A 17,258-nucleotide genomic window follows, 5' to 3' on the forward strand; every position below is an offset into this window, starting at 1 on the left:
AACAGACCTACCAATTGAGCGCTTACAGGATGATTATCCAAATATCTTCTTTAAAAAAAGCCCGAATTCCGTTGTCATTCGAGTACCCTCACGCACCAGGTTCCAATCTCTTGTGACGATCTCTCCGGTATCCAGTACCGTCCAGCGACGACGGCGGATATGTGGCGTAACTTTCTGACCTCGAATGGGAAAGTCTGAAATTTCAGTGGAAGGCATAAACCCCTTTGACTCCAATTTGCTGTTCTCATAACTTGTCGGAGCAATATTAAGCTCATCTAAATAAATATGGAGTTGATTGTCAACTTGATCGACTTCTAAAATCTGAAAATATTCCAAAAGCCCTTCGGGCATCAATAAGGATAGTAATTTACGTTCGGCTTCTTGCAAGGGATATCTGTATTAAGGATACTAAACTAAGAAATTTTTAACACTCCCCCCATGAATTCAGATTGATCCGTTTTTTCATTTTAATATACCTTGTTCATAAAATTATTTCTTTCTAAAGTAAACTCACTTTAGGTGTACGGTTAATCTCTCAACTTAATTTGATATAATCTAAAGTTGTATATCTACTATTATACCTTGCAGATGTCACAACTATATTTCTTTAAAAAAGCTATTTATTTTAATATGTCATTATATAGTTATGTTACGTAAAAATGAAAGTGTTATAGTATTTATTAATTAGTTTTGCAGAAACAACAACTATTTTAAGGGTGACGCATCAACAGAAAACAAATATTATCAAGAAGGAGATTATAGCTTCTTATAAAAGTTTAAGAGCTAAATACCCTGTTTTAAAATATCAGAACTTTATTGGTTTTAGTATATTTATGTCTTGTCTTTTGATTAGTGCTGGACTTGGCTATATGTGGTATGTCGATATCATACCTGCTTGGGTACTGATATTGGGTAATGCGTTTTTATTTGGTGTACTACATGAATTAGAGCATGATCTAATCCATTTTATCTATTTCAAAAATAATAAGCTAGTACATAATTTGATGTTGTTGGTGATATGGTTGGTACGTCCATTAACTTTGAATCCATGGTTTAGACGTGTTTTGCATTATCATCATCACAAATTTTCAGGAACTTTACATGATGTAGAGGAACGGGGGGTGACCAATGGTGAGAAATGGAGTTTGAAGCGCCTTTTGTTTACACCAGATTTAGTTATTGGTAATGCTTTGCGTGTTATCGGTTTATTTAGTGACATGAAGCGTGAAGTGGATAATGGAAATCTGAAATTGCATACTGCAAAAAAATTGAAATTAAGTGGTGTGTTTGGTTTGATTCCTTTTACTATTCTTTCACACGTAATTCTTTATGTGTTTTTTACGGATATTTTATTGGATTTTTTACACAATAAGTATCAATTTACTTGGGTATTGCCAGAAGTAATTAAGGATGTGTTAGCTTGGAGTAAACCAATAATTTATATCGTTTTATTACCAAACTTATTACGTCAATTTTGTTTGCATTTCATCACATCAAATCTTCATTATTTTGGAGATGTGGAGCAAGGTAACGTTATTGAGCAAACACAGGTGTTGACGGTATGGTGGACATATCCGTTTCAATTGTTCTGTTTTTTCTTTGGTTGGACACATGCTATTCATCATTTTGTAGTGAACGAAACATTCTATATTCGTCATATTGCTCGTAAGAAAGCACACGAAGTGATGCGCAAAAATGGTGTTCGCTTTAATGATTTGGGAACTTTCCGTCGTGCTAATAGATATCACGAGGTTTGAAAAAAATTATAAGATACTTTTGAAAACAAAAATGCTTCCCTAATGGAAGCATTTTTTGTTAAATATATTATTCGACTCCTTCTATTAGAAGTTTGGTTTCAACAAATACTTGTCGTAGAATCTAAAGATGTGTTCTACCGCTTCTTCAGCAGTGTCCACAATACGATACAGTTTCAAATCTTCTGGTGAAATGTAGGCATTGGTCAACATTGTTTTTTCTACCCATTCTAACAATCCTCCCCAATAATCAGATCCTACTAATACGATAGGGAAACGTTCAATCTTACCCGTTTGGATCAAAGTGATCGCTTCAAATAATTCATCCATTGTGCCAAAGCCACCAGGCATCACGATATACCCCTGTGAATATTTCATGAACATAACTTTACGTACGAAGAAGTAATTAAACTCTAGTAATTTGTCACGGTCAATATACTTATTGTGAAATTGCTCAAAAGGAAGTTCTATATTTAAACCTACTGATTTACCGCCCACACCGTGTGCGCCTCGATTGGCTGCTTCCATAATACCAGGGCCACCGCCAGAGATAACACCATAGCCCTTTTCGGCAAGTAATCCTGCGATTTTAACGGTCATTTGGTAGCATTTATGGTCTTCTGGAGTTCTTGCAGAGCCGAATATAGATACACATGGGCCTATTTTAGCCAATTTTTCAAATCCATCAACAAACTCAGCCATGATCTTGAAAATCTGCCACGAGTCTTTTACTTTTATTTCTTGCCAAGTCTTATTGGCAAATGAATTTATAATTCTATTTTCTCCCGTCATATTATTTATCTATGTATATGGATAATTGCAATATAATAAATTTAGCTATTTCGAACTAGTGAATTTTTTTTCTTTTATGTGGTGAAACTTTAGTTTAGGATTTACGATCTGAATGGCCTAATTTTTTTTCTGGACAAATGGTATCTCTTACTAATTGTTTGATGACTTTTATGTCTTGGAATCCATCTTCACGTTTGCGGTCAAATATCACTTTTTCTTCAGTGCTAATCTGAAAACGTCCTGCTACTTCAGAGGGAACCAGCATGACACCAAATAGCTCTTCTTGAAATGTGGTTAACAACTCTTGTGCGATGTAGGCTGCTCGCAGAAGCCACCCACATTTGGGGCAATACTCTATTATGATACGTGGTTTCATCGCTATAATGATACAAATTTTGTTCCATATTCTGTTTCGCTTGTTATATATCTTGATGTTTTTCTGACATAAAAATACTTACATTTGTCCTATGAATTTTTCATCTAAATTATTAGAAAATGCTGTAGAGGAGTTTGGTCGTTTGCCTGGAGTAGGGAAGAAGACGGCATTGCGTTTAGTGTTGCATTTATTGAAGCAACAGGATGCAGAAGTAGCTCGTTTTACGCAGTCATTAAATCTATTAAAAGAGAAAATTCAATATTGTAAAGAATGTTATAATATCTCTGACGAGGATATTTGTGAAATATGTTTATCGGTGAAGCGCGATAAATCAACGATTTGTGTCGTGGAAGATACACGCGATGTAATGGCAATAGAGAATACAAATCAATATCAAGGAGTGTATCATGTACTTGGAGGGTTGATTTCTCCAATGGACGGAGTAGGCCCATCTGATTTGAAAATTGATGGTTTGTTACAGCGTGTACGAACTGGAGAAGTCAAGGAAATTATTTTAGCATTATCCGCCACCATGGAAGGGGATACCACAATTTTTTATTTATACCGTAAATTGAAGGAATTCAATTTGCAGGTAAGTACTATTGCTAGAGGTATTGCGTTTGGTGGTGAGCTTGAGTATGTAGATGAGATTACTTTAGGTCGTTCTATTTTGACACGTGTTCCCTATGAACGTAATGTAGGTTAATTAAACCTTCATTTTTGTTGTTATCCAATAAAATCCTATAGCAGCTATGAAGAGAGTTGTTCCTGCAATCGTCCATAGTACATTGTAACCATAATGCTCTGCAATATACGTTCCCAAATAAGGAGAGAAAATATTTGCAGCAGCAAAGGCTAGCGAGTTGAATCCCATGTAAGCACCTTGGTTGCTCAATCCAGCTCTCTTTATCGATATGGTTGCCATAAATGGGAGGGACAGCATTTCTCCAGTTGAGAGTATAAACATAGCCATATATAGCCAAACAATTCCAAAATCCAGATTCAGCATGTAATAAGACATACCTGTAATTGCCGTGCCCCAAAACATAATTTGACGAATGGATAAGCGATGTTCAACGAAATGGACTAAAACCATTTCGAATATCACAATCACAAATCCACTAAAACCTAATAATAGACCTATTTGTCCAGAATCTAAGCTGTACACATCTTTGTAAAATAGGGGTAGGGTACTTAATAATTGTAAGAAGCCCATAGAAAATAGACAGCATAGAATATTAAACACGATAAACATGCCATCGGAGTATGCATTACGTTCTTTTGTTTTTGTGCTTGTGTTTTCTTCTTTTTTTGGAGCTTCATTTTGTGCTCTATTTTTGAAAAAGTATATAAATACAATCACTGCAATAGCAGCAGCAATGGCATTACCATAGAATATCCAATTGTAAGAGATAGTCGCTAAAAAACCACCTAATGCAGGCCCGATAGAAAATCCTAAATTGACAGCCATCCTATTTAAGGAGTAAGCTCTTGTGATATTCTCTGGCTTCGCATACCGTGCTACAGATACTGAATTAGCAGGTCTAAAAATATCGGCCACCATGGTCAATACGAAGATCATAAGCGCCAAAGTCTCAAAAGTCTGAAAGTATGGAAGGATCAGGAATAAAGGGATTACAGCAATTTGGCTAACTGTTTGTACTTTGAAGCTTCCAAATCGATCAGTTAACCATCCACCAAGCCACGAGCCACATACAGAGCCTAGCCCAAAACAACCTAATACAAGTCCAATTTGTGTTTTTGAGAAGCCTAATTCAGAAGACATGTACATCCCCAAAAAGGGAATTACCATAGAGCCAGTCCTATTGATCAGCATTACCAAAGCTAACAACCAGGCTGCGGGAGATAATCCTCTGTAGGAATTTATATATATCTGAAAAAGAGACTTCAATGTTTTTTTTATATTTAAATTAATAAATTATACTAAATCTGAATTAAGCACATAATTGTTGTATGTGATTGTTTTCACTTTTGTAGCGGGATTATAGATGAAGTCTATACGGCCTAAAACAGCTCCACCGCTAGCAGCTTGATTGACCAAAGTGATTTTTCCAGCAGCGTTTTTGACCTCAGTAGGTTTTTCTAGAAAAGTATGCGTATGTCCTCCTATGATCAGATCGATACCTTGTGTGGCAGCCGCTAATCGCAAGTCAGATACTTTATCTTCTTCATACGAATAGCCTAGATGAGAAAGACAGATAACAATATCACATTTGTATTTGTCCTTTAACGTAGGTACAATTCTTTTTGCTACTGCAATAGGGTCTTCATATTGCATTCCTGCATATTGTTTTTTATCTACTAAGCCATCTAAATTTACCCCCAGTCCAAAAACACCTATTTTGACACCATCTTTCTTAAATATTTGATAATGTTTAGTTTTTCCAGCTAAAGCTGTCTGTGAGAAATCATAGTTTGACGTTAAAAATGGAAAACTAGCTTTGTCAAAATGTTTTAAAAGCCCTTCTATACCATTGTCGAATTCATGATTTCCAAAAGTTCCTGCATCATACTTAAGTTTGGACATCAATGTCAATTCAACCTCACCATCAAATAGATTAAAGTAAGGAGTGCCTTGAAAGATATCACCGGCATCAAAAAGTAACACATTCTTCTCTTCCTTGCGAATCTGATTGATTAGAGTACTTCGTCTAGCTACGCCACCTAATCCCTGAAGTCTAGATCCATCCATAGGGAATGGTTCTACGCGACTATGGACATCGTTGGTATGTAAGATGGTTATTTTTATATCTTTGATGGATTGTGCCTGAGCTAATTGTGGAAGTTGACTATAGGCTAAAGCTGTTCCAAGAATACTGAGATTTCTTAGGAAACTTCTTCTATTTAATGTTTTTAACTCTTCCATCTAATTCTGTATTAATAGTTTTTCCAGCCTTTGTTAATTTTTCAATGTAATCGATTAAACCGAAACGTACCAATATCCCGGTATCGTTTCTATGTAATGGATTACTCAATCCTACGACATAATCACCGCCATTTGCTAGATAGTCATATGTGATTATTTTGTATGTTTTTGTGCTATCTATGGATTCTTTATTTATTTTGATGTTCATTGCCTGCCCATCTTTTATTTCCAGCGTTATTCCTGCAATAGGTTGGCCGTTAGTTTTTGCTATATATTGAATCAGAGTAAGGAGATCATTACCTGAGATCTCTAGAATTGTAAAGTAATTTTCAAAAGGCATTAATTCGAAAATATTGCCAACAGTGATGTTGCCTTTTTGAAGATCTGCGCGAATACCGAATTTATTAGCGAAAGCAATTTGAGTATTTGGATCTATTGATTTACCAATTTCCAGCATGGCGTCAACAAAGAAATTACCGGCTAAGCTCTCAGCATCGATACGTGTACGTGTGAGATGGTTATCAGAATAGCCTATTACTCTATTCATTTCACTTTCAAGTTTTTGTTTGAAAGGGATGTAGTAATTTACAATTGAAGTGTCAGCTGTGATACTGTTGTCTATTTTATAATTGTGTGTTTCCTTTTGCCACACTCTCTTAGGTGTATTACAATTTGCGAAAAGCAATATTGTAAGCAATGCTGCAAATATATTTGTATAAGAACGCATAGAATAGAATATTTACTGCGAAGCTAAGAAGAATGTATGGATGTACAAATTAACTTTGTGTAAAATTTTAAAGTTTAGTATAAATCTAAAGTGTAAAAAATACGCTCTAATTTTTTGATACAAACTATAAGTCGTATTTTGGCAGCTCCATTATGGAATGAAGAGAATTCTTTTAAAAAAGCCACCTAAACAATAGGAGATAAATAATATGCCTGTAAAGATACCAGATAATTTGCCAGCGATAGAACTGTTGAAACGTGAGAATATTTTCGTAATGAGTAGTTTGCGTGCTAATGAGCAAGATATTAGACCGTTACGTGTTTTGGTGTTGAATTTAATGCCATTGAAAATTTCAACAGAAACAGATTTTATTAGGTTGTTGTCAAATAATCCTTTGCAGGTAGAAATGGAGTTTTTAAGATTAGAGACACATGTTTCTAAAAATACTCCCCAAGAGCATTTGGAACTTTTCTATAAAAATTTCGATGAGTTATCAGATCAGTTTTACGATGGTTTTATCGTGACAGGCGCTCCGGTAGAAATGCTTTCTTTTGAAGAGGTAACATATTGGGATGAATTAGTTAAGATTTTTGATTGGGCACGCGTACATGTCACATCATCTTTATATATATGTTGGGCATCTCAAGCTGCTCTGTATCATTTCTATGGTGTAGAAAAGGTGCCTTTAGATAGCAAGTTATTTGGAGTATTTAAACATTCCGCATCAGACAAGAAAAATCCGATATTTAGAGGGTTTGATGATGAGTTTTACATTCCACATAGCCGTCACACAACTATAGAACGCGAAGATGTCCTTAAAAAGGAGGGGGTGTGCATATTGTCAGAATCTCCCGATGCAGGAATCGCAATATTAAACTCAAGGGGAGGTAGAGAGTTTTATTTGACAGGTCATTCAGAATATAACCCGTATACATTACATGAAGAATATGTGCGTGATGTAGAAAAAGGTGCAGGTATTAACTTACCTAAAAATTACTATAGAAATGATGACCCCACACAAGAACCTCTTGTGCGATGGACCAGTCATGCAAACTTATTATTCAATAATTGGTTGAATTATTTTGTGTATCAAGAGACTCCATTTGATTTACGTGATTTGCCAAAAATGGGAGATATACAATCTCAAGGAGATTAATAAAAAAACGCATTGAGATATCTCAATGCGTTTTTAGTTCCTATGTCTAGGATTGAAATTAAATAGCTGCTATCTCTTGTTGCATATACTCTTTGACTCTGTGCCAAACATCTTTGAACCAATAGGTAAACTGCTCAGGGTTTGAAGCCATCCAATTTTCTAAATCAGGAGCAGCAATCCATCGGTAATTTTGGACTTCTTCTGGATTCGGAATAGGGATGTCATTATTAATACCGAATAATACACTGTCTAACTCATGTTCAATCAAATTGTTTTCTACATGAGCATGATATATAAATGAAAATATTTCTTCCAATTCAGCTGATAAGTTCATTTCGTAGATTAATCTATCTCGGGCTGCATCAAGCGTAGATTCACCTAACTGTTGATGTGAGCAACATGTGTTTGTCCAAAGATTTGCTCCATGATATTTGTGACTAGCACGTTGTTGTAATAATAATTCACCATTGTCATTGAATATGAAAATGGAAAATGCACGATGCAATGATCCTTGCTTATGTGCTTCATATTTTTCCATTGTCCCCAACTCTCTATTCTCCGTATCGACTAAGACAACTTGGTTTCTATCTCTGTTCATAAGTATTGGGATTTGTGTCTACGTTTTTTGAAAATTTTTTAAAAAAATACAGATTCCATAGAATCATTATGTATCCGTACACAGCATCTTCTATGGGAATAGTGCCGATTCGAAAGTTCATAAATTCTTCACTGTTATAGTTCACGATAGGAGACTCAAGTCCTGTTCCTGTTAGTACCCCATTGACAGGAAGAAAGCCTAACATTAGAATCGTGTAAACAAATGATACTTCACCAATCCATTCTTGTTTGTCAATGAAATGAAAGTATACTATCGATAGAATAGTTACCAATGCGGTGACAAAAGTGTATAGTCTATCCTGAAAAAGTAATGCAATTACAGCGCAGACAATTACAGTCACAAAAACTATAATATTATTGAAACCATTTGCCCAATCTAAATTGAAAAACTTTGTTAAGCAATAGTAGGTAAATACACAGCTAAAAGGTATGCAAATGAAAAATAAGCACTCTTCTAATGGAAGGTTAAATATAGAAATACCCAAAGTGTATGTTGAGTTAAACCACCATACGCCCTGTGATGTAAACCAAATGTCCCAAATAATAAATGGTATAGCTACAAGTATACTAGCCATAATAAAAGGCTGGAAATAGCGGTAAAATTTTATTCGTTTATCGAATGAAAAGATAAAACAGATAATAATGGTTAAGAAATTGATGAGTATATAGGTGAATGCTATCATGAATTCTTAAAATATAATTTGAAATACTTTATTGGAACAAATAGGAAACCAAAACATTCTCCTTCTTCTTTTTGGACATGTTTGTGGTGTTGTTTATGGGCTCTTCGAATAGCAAGTAAATAAGGGGATTGGGTTGCTCTGAATATTTTGATTCGTTGATGTATAAATATATCATGAACAAAGAAATAGGCTATTCCATATAAGGTAATTCCTAATCCTAAATAGAATCTATAGTCTAAACCATTTAAGCTGCCGAAGTAAAATAGTAAGATCGCAGGAATGGAAAATATGAAGAAAAAATAGTCGTTTTTTTCCAATTTACCTTCGTGGCTGTGGTCATGGTGATCCTTATGTAATGACCATAATAATCCATGCATCACATATTTATGAATAAACCATGTTACAGGTTCCATAAATACAAATGTTACCAGTACGATTAGGAAATTCATATTCGTGTTGCTTTTAGTTTAATTAATTTTATAATATCGCTTTGCAAGCTAGGAGCGCAGTAACTTAACTGTTTTTGTAATAATTCTTTGTCTTCGCTAAGATTGTGATTATACCCCAAAAATGAAGGGATAGAACTTTGTATAGCATAGCGTACATATCTCAATTCAACGTCTGTAGGTGACGCTTTAATAGCGTTTTCAAGAATCTTTTTACCTTTATTGAAAGAGCTAAGCTTGTTGATTGGATTCAGTTGATGGTTCGCTTTAATCATTGTATATGCTCCTAAAAATCCAAGTAGCTTTTTGTCCTTACCATGCGCCTCAAGATCTGTAATCATATCGTAGCATAATTTTTTGTTCGTGGGTGCTAATGCTAAATTCTTTCTATACAGATCTGAATCTACAGCAATTGCAATTAAGGAAGATAATACTAGGCATATTAATGTTATCCACCTCATATTCTATCTAGTTTTAGATTTAAGTAAGATTCCATCATCAAGTACATTTTCTCTGTATTTGGCACACTAGTTCTCTTGGTCAGGATATCCCGACTTGACTTTAGTTTTATCTTCTTGAATAGAGACCAGTAATATCTATATGCCAAATAAACGCCAAATTTAGAAGAATTTGGTAGCATTTTGATACCTAATAATGCTTTTTTAAATTCATTTTCTATTTCTTTCTCAATAATACTCTTGGTGTCATCATTAAATCCGACGAAGTCCAAGTTTGGAAAATAGAATCGGCCTAATGTATAATAATCCTCTTTTAAGTCACGCAAAAAGTTAATCTTTTGAAAGGCACTACCCAATTTCATAGCATAGGGCTTTAACTCCGCATATTTATTTAAGTCACCTTCCACAAATACATGTAAACACATGAGTCCAACCACTTCGGCAGAACCTAATATATATTCATCGTAATTTTCTTTAGTATAGACCACTTTGTTCAGGTCCATCGACATACTATGCAAGAACTGGTCTATTAATTCAGGATTGATTTTATATTTATGAACAGTTTCTTGGAAAGATTGTAAAATCGGATTGATTGAAATTTTTCGCTCTAGGGATTCATTCGTCTCTTTGATCAATTGCTCTAATAATACACTTTGGTCGTAGCCATGAAAACTATCAACTATTTCATCAGCTAAACGAACAAATCCGTAGATAGCATAGATTGCAGGACGTAATTTGGGGTCTAAAGCTTTAATACCTAAAGAAAATGAAGTACTGTAAGTTTGCGTAGTGCATTTGCTAATTTTGTACGCTAAATTATCATAAAGTGTTTTCATAACTTGATTAAATTTCGTTTGCAACAATTTTACCCGATATTATAGAAGGAGGAACACCTGGTCCAGGGACCGTAAGTTGTCCTGTGTAGTGTAAATTTTTTAATTTCTTATTCCGTATTGCAGGTTTTAGTATGGCGGTTTGTTTGAGCGTATTGGCCAATCCATAAGCATTTCCTCCATATGCATGATAGTCTTCCTTAAAATCTTCGACACAATAACTACGCTTATAAACTATTCTTTCTAATAGGTTATTTTCTCCAATGTGCTTTTCGAGTCTTGTGAGCATTTTGTTGAAATACACTTCCCTAATTTGCTCATTATCCTCAATGTTATTTGCAATTGGCAATAACAAGAATAAATTTTCGTGATTTTCTGGAGCAACAGTCGGGTCTGTTTTCGATGGACAGCAGACGTAAAATAATGGATTTTCAGGCCACTCTTTATTTACGTAGATATCAGCTATGTGTTCATCTAGTTCATGTTCGAAAAATAGGGTATGATGCTTTAAGTTGGGTATCTCTCCTTTTATACCTATATAAAAAATCAAACATGATGGTGCAAATGTTCTTGTTTCCCAGTATTTATCACTGTAATTTCTTTTGTTTTCAGGCAAAAGTTTTTCTGTATGATGGTAATCAATTGAGCTAATTACTTCATCAAAATTATAATGTTGTTCATCAATCCGAATAGATTTAGCAAATTCGCTTTCGGTTATGATTTCATCCACTTCAGAATTAAAATGAAAGTTTACACCCAGTTCTTCGGCTAATTTTTGCATGGATTTAATAACTTCATAAAAACCTCCCATTGGATACCAAGTCCCCAATGCATAACCTCCATAGTTCATCAAGCTATATAGGGCAGGGATGTTTGAGGGAGCCGCTCCTAAGAAAATGACTGGAAATTCCATAATCATCTTTAAACGAGTATCTGTAAAGAATTTATTTACATAGGTATCGAAGTTGCTTAATAAATCTAGTTTAGTAGCATTTTTTAATATATTAATGGATATGAATTCCGTCCAGGTATGACAGGGTTTGTGAATGAACTGCTTCATCCCAATTTCGTATTTGTGTTGGGCTGAAGTCATGAAAGAATCTAATTTTTTAGCAGCACCAGATTCTATACTTTCAAAAAGGTTTCTTAACTCTTCGTATTTTTCAGGAACGCTAATTTTGGAATCTTTAAAAATAATCTCAAATTGAGGGTTTAAAGATTTTAGCTCATAAAAATCTTTCGTTTGATGACCAAAATCACTAAAGAAGTCATCGAAAACATCTGGCATCCAATACCAACTTGGGCCCATATCAAATGTAAATCCATTTGCTTTGAATTGGCGAGCCCGTCCACCTGCAGTTTCGTGTTTCTCGTAAACATGTACTTCGTGTCCCTTCTTTGCAGCGTAACATGCGGCAGATAATCCAGAAAATCCAGCTCCTAAAATCGCAACTTTTTTATTGTGTTTTTTGGTATTATGCATACTGTATTTTAATATACTAATATTTTTTATAAAAGTATATAATTATACAATTATAAACAAGCTGTTATTTTATAATAACCAGTTTTTGGACAAAAAGTTTTTAGATCTGTGCAATAATATTGTTGAATTTATTGATTTGGATTGTTGGCTATGGTATAGCTGTCGAATGCTTCTTTGAGAAGTTGCTCTGTAGAGAGATTTTTATCATAGATTTTTTGATGAAATTTATCCATTTTACTAAGGATACGAACTAAATCTATTTTTTCTTTGTCTGATAGGTCTGCTGTTACAATTTTTGAGGCTTTGCGTATATCATCCATTTTGTAGGTTAAGTAGTTTTTGCCTACTTCAGTAAGTGCTAATATTTTACTACGTTTATCCTTTTTCGAATCTACTTGTTCAATCCATCCTGATTTGATTAATCTATTTATAATTTGGATTCCAGCAGGTTTGTCCATCTTATTGCGTTTGATCAATTCAGTCTTTCGCATTGAACCAAAAGAATTCAATGTAATGAGGTAAATAAATTCTTCTTGAGTAGAAAATTCAGACTCATGAATGGCAGATTTAGAATAACTTTTTGCATACTTACTCATATGTACAAGTAATGTGCTTATCACGCTTTCGATAGACCTACCTTTTACTTTTCCTTCCCAATCTAAATCAGAGGTATTTGTTTGGGATTTCGTATCAATGATCCATTGAGAAAATCCTTCAACATTTGCGCTGTATTGTTGACTTGAATTTGAGTTTTCGAAAGACTCTAATAAGGAAAGTATGTCTTTAACCAAATTATAATTCATGGAATATTTTGAAATCACAAAGATATATCAATTTAAATTGTTTTTACAATTTATAAAGTTTGAGCTCAAATACTTAAAAATAATTCATGTGTAATAATCAATTATGATAACCATAGATGGTTTTAAAATTGGCCCTATAGAGCATATATTCAGCTCTTCACTGTAAATAAGGGTGTTGATTTATAGAATGTTTAATACAGATATCTTCAATCGAAGCCTATACTATAAATCAGAATTAAACTTATTCTGATAGAGCATTAAGAATGTATAATGCAGTGTATATAGTTTTTTGACATAGGCATTTGCTATGACTAAGTATATAAATCATACTACTTGCAATACCTGGACAGCATTTGAATATTATAATATTTTATTAAATATGGTATAGTTTACTTGGATACAGTATTATTACTTTAATAGATGAGGTATTACTGCTGAAAGACATCGTTTATATATTTACCTTCCTGAATGGTTCCATTTGCAAATTCCATTCTACCATCTCCAGACCGTTTTCCATTTTCAAAATGTCCGATAAATTTATCTCCATCATTCCATGTATAGGTGCCTTTTCCATGAAAATTATCATTCAACCAAGAGCCTTCGTATTTATTTCCAGAACTCCAAGTTTTTGTGCCTTGACCACTTTGTGAATTATTTGACCATTCGCCTTTATAGACGTTTCCATTTGACCAATAGAACGTTCCAAAGCCATTTCTATCGTTATTAGTGAAACTTCCAACGTACTTGTCTCCTGATGAAAACACAAATGTACCTTGACCATGTTGCTCTCCATTTAACCAATAGCCATCATATGTATCTCCATTGGGCCAAGAGTAAATGCCTAATCCTGTTTGTTCTCCATTTATGTATACCCCAGAGTATTTTTCTCCATTTGTCCATTTGTGTGTTCCCTGACCATGCTGAACACCATCTTTCCATTCTCCTTTGTAACTATTTCCATTAGGCCAAGTGAATTCACCTTCACCATTTCTTTTGCTAAATTCAAATTTGCCAATATATTTACTTCCGTTTTTCCATTTAAATGATCCGTAACCATGAAAATCGTTGTCTATCCATTCACCTTCATATTCGCCGTCATATTCAGTTCCTAGATAGAATATAGCTTTTCCTTGTCCATGAGCTTTTCCATTTTTAATACTTCCCTCGTATTCAGCTGTTATTTTTGGATTGGATTTTAATTGAAACTTTATATTGTCGCTAGATTGTACAGCGACAAATGATATGGTTAATATCAATAAAATAATATACTTCATAGGTGGCTGATTATTGAGTTAATCACATTGATTTTTACATGAAATTTATTTAACTATATGAAAAACAAATTCCTTCGTAAAAGTATTAAAATAAATTCTAATTGTAGATAAAATGCTACATTTTTTTTATAAAAATTTACATAAATACATGTTGGTATTGATATTTCGTTGAATTTTCAAGGGTATTTATTCGTTATTGACAATATCTTATGAATAGCCTAAGGGGTGGTTTTTGGTTTTTGGAGGTAATATTTATCCTAATATTATATTTTATTAGTTGCGGTTGCTCGAAAAAAGTACTATTTCGAAGTAATTGAAAGGCTTGATATATGGTTAATGGAATGTGTAGATTATTACCCTGTGACTTATTTTATGGGATTAATAAGTCATTTCTAAAAAGGGAATAAATATTCCATTATTCACAGCATTAGAATAATGGAATATATGTCGGGCTTAATTTCTGTATTGTTGATGAGCAATAATTTCGTATTTGTTTTCATCAATACTACTTTTTATTAGTGCAATAGTATAGTGAATACCTGGCGCTAAGTTAATATCCTTCTCAATAAGAGTTTGATTGGACTCATCTTTAATAATAATCTTATTAAACCCTGATTGTTGAGGTACAAATTTGAAGTGATTCAGATCAGCAGTAGTACCGTCAAAATTTCTATTACTAATTATTGCAGTATTACTTAGAAAAACGTTTATGTTGTGTGTGCCTTCTGCCAAATTTAAGAATCGTAACGCAGAATTAGTCGCTAAATTATTTACTAGTGAATCTACAATTAAGTGTTGGCCTGCTTTATTTCCTAGTGTTCTAAATATGATTGATGTATATAGCGATTCATCTTTTATAGTAAAAGTACTATCTATAATTATGTTGTTTTGTTTGTCAATTGTTTGTATTTTTCGGTTTCCTGGATAAAGGTAGACGAAGTTTATTGCTTTGAATAGCAGTGGATTATTCATAGTCTGTATGAAATTGTTATCTGCCTTATGGATAACAAAATCACTTCCTTCGTAAGCATTTATCATCGTAAAGAATGCTTGAGGAGGGAGGTCGTTGAGTAATTCATCCGAATCCTTCATGCAACCATTTAAAAAAAATAGACCTAAAGTTGCAAAGAGGAATAGCTTTATTGATTTCTTATTCATAGTAATTATTTAAATGCTGTTTGTTTATATAACGATGCATATTTTAAATAGCTACAATGAAATTAATAAGGGGCATATCATATTAATGATATGCCCCTTATTAATGCGCTAAAAGGCGCTTTGTGTGCTATTTGTAAACAGACTCTTTTTTGAATTTTTTGGTCAATAGAGCATATACCAATGCTCTATATTTATTTCTGTTAGATTTACCAATTTTTTCAATAACTTCTTCAATAGCTTTGTCTAATTTTGAATCATCAGCTAATCCTAATTTTCCTATTAAAAAGTTTTTCTTTAATCGATCAAGTTCAGCACTATCCGATGCGGCGATTGTTTCAGCGTCAGCATTGTAAATTGATGGACCTAATCCCTTGGCTACGCTTGCAATTAAACTTTCGTCTAAATCTAAATTTAACTTTTTTGCTTCAGCAACGTAAGTTGCAATTTTTTCTTCTAATTTGCTCATAGTAAACGTTTATATGATTTATTCCAAACAGTGTAATATTTTTAAAATAATTACTATTTAAATATACAGAATAGAAGGAAAAATTACAGCTTCATCTAGAAAATAAATATTGATTGTAGTAGTAATTCTATATAAATAGTTAACTAATTATTTTTCTTACTTAAAGATAGTAAATAGAAGTAACCGAATAGTCCAGCTAAACAAGATGCAACTAAAATGGTAAGTTTTGCTTCTTCAATATGTTGAGCGTCCGAAAAAGAAAGCATAGCTACAAAAATGGACATGGTAAATCCGATACCACCTAACAATCCAACTCCAAACATATGTTTCCATCCAGCTCCTTCAGGTAATGAAGATATTCCAGACTTGACACATAGCCAGCAAGTGAAGAGAATACCGGCTGATTTTCCTATTATTAATCCTGTGATAATGCCTAGTCCCATTGAAGATGTTAATCCACCAATCATATCAGTATTTAATACGATAGCTGTATTGACAAAAGCAAAAATTGGTATAATAATGAAATTTACTGGTTTAGCAAGTATATGCTCTAATTTTTCTAATGGAGATTGTTTATCATCTGTTGTAGTTGGTAGTGACATTGCTGTCAATACACCCGCTATAGTTGCATGTATGCCCGAGTGGTGAATGAAGTACCACATGAAAACACCAGGAATTACGTAAGCAAGTATGTTTTTAACTCCTAGTTTGTTCAGTACTATTTGAAAGGCAAAGATACCTCCTGCATATAATAAATAGGTGTAATGTAATTCGGATGAGTAGAAAATAGCGATTACGATGATGGCTAATAGATCATCTACGATCGCTAAAGCTGCTAGAAACACTTTTAAACTCGCTGGAACTCTTTTATCCAACAATGAAATGACCGCTAATGCGAAAGCAATGTCAGTAGCCATCGGGATCCCCCAGCCGTGATGTGTTTCTGTGTTGTAGTTAAAGATAGCATATATTGCAGCAGGTAACAATGCACCACCAAATGCAGCAAAAATTGGTAGCGCAGCTTTTTTTGGTGAAGCTAATTCTCCTTCGACTAATTCTCTTTTTATCTCAAGTCCAACTAGCAGAAAGAAAATGGCCATTAAGCCGTCGTCAATCCATTGTTTAATTGTGTAGTTCAGATGTATGGATTGATTTTCAAAACCAATTTTAGTTGCTAAAAATGCTAATAAACTATCGCCAGCGGGTGAATTAGCTATGATTAGCGCTAATATCACACATACAAATAATAATATTCCCCCTCCAGTGCTTGATTCGAAAAACTCTTTGAACGTACGTAGATTAATAAGTTTTGACATGATAATTTTAGATGTTTATGATGACAAA

20 protein-coding genes are annotated in these 17,258 nt (G+C 33.7%); 3 read left to right on the forward strand and 17 right to left on the reverse strand.

Annotation, left to right across the window (positions count from 1 at the left end):
- Window positions 1–33: 33 nt before the first annotated feature.
- Window positions 34–387: an ISAon1 family transposase N-terminal region protein gene (locus IPZ78_RS11350; protein WP_225553766.1), complete on the reverse strand. Its 354-nt coding sequence runs from the start codon at window positions 385–387 to the stop codon at window positions 34–36.
- Between the two features lie 329 nt (window positions 388–716).
- Here IPZ78_RS11350 and IPZ78_RS11355 point away from each other — a divergent pair, with 329 nt between their 5' ends.
- A complete protein-coding gene (locus IPZ78_RS11355; RefSeq protein ID WP_225553768.1) occupies window positions 717–1,757 on the forward strand; it encodes a fatty acid desaturase in 1,041 nt (346 codons plus the stop codon).
- An 84-nt stretch (window positions 1,758–1,841) separates the two neighbouring features.
- Here IPZ78_RS11355 and IPZ78_RS11360 read toward each other — a convergent pair whose 3' ends face one another.
- Together IPZ78_RS11360 and IPZ78_RS11365 are read right to left on the reverse strand one after the other, a co-directional pair.
- Window positions 1,842–2,546: an LOG family protein gene (locus IPZ78_RS11360; protein ID WP_225553770.1), complete on the reverse strand. Its 705-nt coding sequence runs from the start codon at window positions 2,544–2,546 to the stop codon at window positions 1,842–1,844.
- Window positions 2,547–2,640: 94 nt separating this feature from the next.
- Window positions 2,641–2,922 (reverse strand): SelT/SelW/SelH family protein, encoded by a 282-nt coding sequence (locus tag IPZ78_RS11365; protein WP_225553772.1) that lies wholly within the window; start codon window positions 2,920–2,922, stop codon window positions 2,641–2,643.
- A gap of 91 nt (window positions 2,923–3,013) precedes the next feature.
- Between IPZ78_RS11365 and recR the strand changes: the two genes are divergently transcribed.
- Window positions 3,014–3,628, forward strand: a complete 615-nt coding sequence (gene recR, locus IPZ78_RS11370) for a recombination mediator RecR (protein WP_225553774.1) — start codon at window positions 3,014–3,016, stop codon at window positions 3,626–3,628.
- On the opposite strand, the gene IPZ78_RS11375 is transcribed toward recR, so the two are convergent.
- Genes IPZ78_RS11375 through IPZ78_RS11385 form a run of 3 tightly spaced genes read right to left on the reverse strand, consistent with a single transcriptional unit; the run spans window position 3,629 to window position 6,536 of the window.
- On the reverse strand, window positions 3,629–4,834 hold the full coding sequence (locus IPZ78_RS11375; RefSeq protein ID WP_225553777.1) for an MFS transporter: 1,206 nt from the start codon (window positions 4,832–4,834) through the stop codon (window positions 3,629–3,631). It lies immediately after the preceding gene.
- A 27-nt stretch (window positions 4,835–4,861) separates the two neighbouring features.
- Window positions 4,862–5,809, reverse strand: coding sequence for a bifunctional metallophosphatase/5'-nucleotidase (locus IPZ78_RS11380; protein WP_225553779.1), 948 nt, complete (start codon window positions 5,807–5,809; stop codon window positions 4,862–4,864).
- Window positions 5,784–6,536 carry a 5'-nucleotidase C-terminal domain-containing protein gene (locus IPZ78_RS11385; protein WP_225553781.1) on the reverse strand — a complete coding sequence of 251 codons (753 nt, stop codon included), beginning with the start codon at window positions 6,534–6,536 and terminating at the stop codon, window positions 5,784–5,786. Before IPZ78_RS11385 ends, IPZ78_RS11380 begins: the two co-directional genes overlap by 26 nt.
- A 208-nt stretch (window positions 6,537–6,744) precedes the next feature.
- Between IPZ78_RS11385 and metA the strand changes: the two genes are divergently transcribed.
- Window positions 6,745–7,692, forward strand: coding sequence for a homoserine O-acetyltransferase MetA (metA, locus tag IPZ78_RS11390; protein ID WP_225553784.1), 948 nt, complete (start codon window positions 6,745–6,747; stop codon window positions 7,690–7,692).
- 58 nt (window positions 7,693–7,750) lie between these two features.
- Here metA and idi read toward each other — a convergent pair whose 3' ends face one another.
- From idi to nhaA, 11 genes are all read right to left on the reverse strand, one after another.
- Window positions 7,751–8,290, reverse strand: a complete 540-nt coding sequence (gene idi, locus IPZ78_RS11395; protein WP_225553785.1) for an isopentenyl-diphosphate Delta-isomerase — start codon at window positions 8,288–8,290, stop codon at window positions 7,751–7,753.
- Window positions 8,277–8,993: a lycopene cyclase domain-containing protein gene (locus tag IPZ78_RS11400; RefSeq protein WP_225553787.1), complete on the reverse strand. Its 717-nt coding sequence runs from the start codon at window positions 8,991–8,993 to the stop codon at window positions 8,277–8,279. Before IPZ78_RS11400 ends, idi begins: the two co-directional genes overlap by 14 nt.
- The gene (locus IPZ78_RS11405) at window positions 8,990–9,442 is read right to left on the reverse strand and encodes a sterol desaturase family protein (RefSeq protein WP_225553789.1); all 453 of its coding nucleotides are present in this window, start codon (window positions 9,440–9,442) and stop codon (window positions 8,990–8,992) included. Before IPZ78_RS11405 ends, IPZ78_RS11400 begins: the two co-directional genes overlap by 4 nt.
- On the reverse strand, window positions 9,439–9,900 hold the full coding sequence (locus tag IPZ78_RS11410; RefSeq protein ID WP_225553792.1) for a hypothetical protein: 462 nt from the start codon (window positions 9,898–9,900) through the stop codon (window positions 9,439–9,441). Before IPZ78_RS11410 ends, IPZ78_RS11405 begins: the two co-directional genes overlap by 4 nt.
- Window positions 9,897–10,733, reverse strand: coding sequence for a phytoene/squalene synthase family protein (locus tag IPZ78_RS11415; RefSeq protein WP_225553795.1), 837 nt, complete (start codon window positions 10,731–10,733; stop codon window positions 9,897–9,899). The genes IPZ78_RS11410 and IPZ78_RS11415 overlap by 4 nt, the downstream gene beginning before the upstream one ends.
- A 7-nt stretch (window positions 10,734–10,740) precedes the next feature.
- Window positions 10,741–12,213, reverse strand: coding sequence for a phytoene desaturase family protein (locus IPZ78_RS11420; RefSeq protein WP_225553797.1), 1,473 nt, complete (start codon window positions 12,211–12,213; stop codon window positions 10,741–10,743).
- Window positions 12,214–12,341: 128 nt separating this feature from the next.
- Window positions 12,342–13,016 (reverse strand): MarR family winged helix-turn-helix transcriptional regulator, encoded by a 675-nt coding sequence (locus IPZ78_RS11425; protein ID WP_225553800.1) that lies wholly within the window; start codon window positions 13,014–13,016, stop codon window positions 12,342–12,344.
- A gap of 428 nt (window positions 13,017–13,444) precedes the next feature.
- Entirely contained in the window at window positions 13,445–14,290 is an 846-nt protein-coding gene (locus IPZ78_RS11430; RefSeq protein WP_225553804.1) for an MORN repeat-containing protein, read from the reverse strand.
- A gap of 453 nt (window positions 14,291–14,743) precedes the next feature.
- Window positions 14,744–15,448, reverse strand: coding sequence for a DUF4397 domain-containing protein (locus IPZ78_RS11435; RefSeq protein WP_225553806.1), 705 nt, complete (start codon window positions 15,446–15,448; stop codon window positions 14,744–14,746).
- Window positions 15,449–15,575: 127 nt separating this feature from the next.
- Window positions 15,576–15,914 (reverse strand): DUF2853 family protein, encoded by a 339-nt coding sequence (locus IPZ78_RS11440; protein WP_225553808.1) that lies wholly within the window; start codon window positions 15,912–15,914, stop codon window positions 15,576–15,578.
- 143 nt (window positions 15,915–16,057) lie between these two features.
- On the reverse strand, window positions 16,058–17,230 hold the full coding sequence (nhaA, locus tag IPZ78_RS11445) for a Na+/H+ antiporter NhaA (protein ID WP_225553810.1): 1,173 nt from the start codon (window positions 17,228–17,230) through the stop codon (window positions 16,058–16,060).
- Between the last annotated feature and the right edge of the window lie 28 nt (window positions 17,231–17,258).

The sequence above is a fragment of the Sphingobacterium bovistauri genome (assembly GCF_020295405.1).
Lineage (GTDB): Bacteria > Bacteroidota > Bacteroidia > Sphingobacteriales > Sphingobacteriaceae > Sphingobacterium > Sphingobacterium bovistauri.

Excerpts from the sequence above, each read along its gene's own strand:
- IPZ78_RS11410 (WP_225553792.1), bottom strand. The coding sequence starts at position 9,900 with ATGAGGTGGATAACATTAATATGCCTAGTATTATCTTCCTTAATTGCA.
- recR (WP_225553774.1), top strand. The coding sequence starts at position 3,014 with ATGAATTTTTCATCTAAATTATTAGAAAATGCTGTAGAGGAGTTTGGT.
- IPZ78_RS11385 (WP_225553781.1), bottom strand. The coding sequence starts at position 6,536 with ATGCGTTCTTATACAAATATATTTGCAGCATTGCTTACAATATTGCTT.
- IPZ78_RS11400 (WP_225553787.1), bottom strand. The coding sequence starts at position 8,993 with ATGATAGCATTCACCTATATACTCATCAATTTCTTAACCATTATTATC.
- IPZ78_RS11415 (WP_225553795.1), bottom strand. The coding sequence starts at position 10,733 with ATGAAAACACTTTATGATAATTTAGCGTACAAAATTAGCAAATGCACT.
- IPZ78_RS11440 (WP_225553808.1), bottom strand. The coding sequence starts at position 15,914 with ATGAGCAAATTAGAAGAAAAAATTGCAACTTACGTTGCTGAAGCAAAA.
- IPZ78_RS11360 (WP_225553770.1), bottom strand. The coding sequence starts at position 2,546 with ATGACGGGAGAAAATAGAATTATAAATTCATTTGCCAATAAGACTTGG.
- idi (WP_225553785.1), bottom strand. The coding sequence starts at position 8,290 with ATGAACAGAGATAGAAACCAAGTTGTCTTAGTCGATACGGAGAATAGA.
- IPZ78_RS11430 (WP_225553804.1), bottom strand. The coding sequence starts at position 14,290 with ATGAAGTATATTATTTTATTGATATTAACCATATCATTTGTCGCTGTA.
- IPZ78_RS11420 (WP_225553797.1), bottom strand. The coding sequence starts at position 12,213 with ATGCATAATACCAAAAAACACAATAAAAAAGTTGCGATTTTAGGAGCT.
- IPZ78_RS11380 (WP_225553779.1), bottom strand. The coding sequence starts at position 5,809 with ATGGAAGAGTTAAAAACATTAAATAGAAGAAGTTTCCTAAGAAATCTC.
- IPZ78_RS11435 (WP_225553806.1), bottom strand. The coding sequence starts at position 15,448 with ATGAATAAGAAATCAATAAAGCTATTCCTCTTTGCAACTTTAGGTCTA.
- IPZ78_RS11405 (WP_225553789.1), bottom strand. The coding sequence starts at position 9,442 with ATGAATTTCCTAATCGTACTGGTAACATTTGTATTTATGGAACCTGTA.
- IPZ78_RS11365 (WP_225553772.1), bottom strand. The coding sequence starts at position 2,922 with ATGAAACCACGTATCATAATAGAGTATTGCCCCAAATGTGGGTGGCTT.
- nhaA (WP_225553810.1), bottom strand. The coding sequence starts at position 17,230 with ATGTCAAAACTTATTAATCTACGTACGTTCAAAGAGTTTTTCGAATCA.
- IPZ78_RS11425 (WP_225553800.1), bottom strand. The coding sequence starts at position 13,016 with ATGAATTATAATTTGGTTAAAGACATACTTTCCTTATTAGAGTCTTTC.
- metA (WP_225553784.1), top strand. The coding sequence starts at position 6,745 with ATGCCTGTAAAGATACCAGATAATTTGCCAGCGATAGAACTGTTGAAA.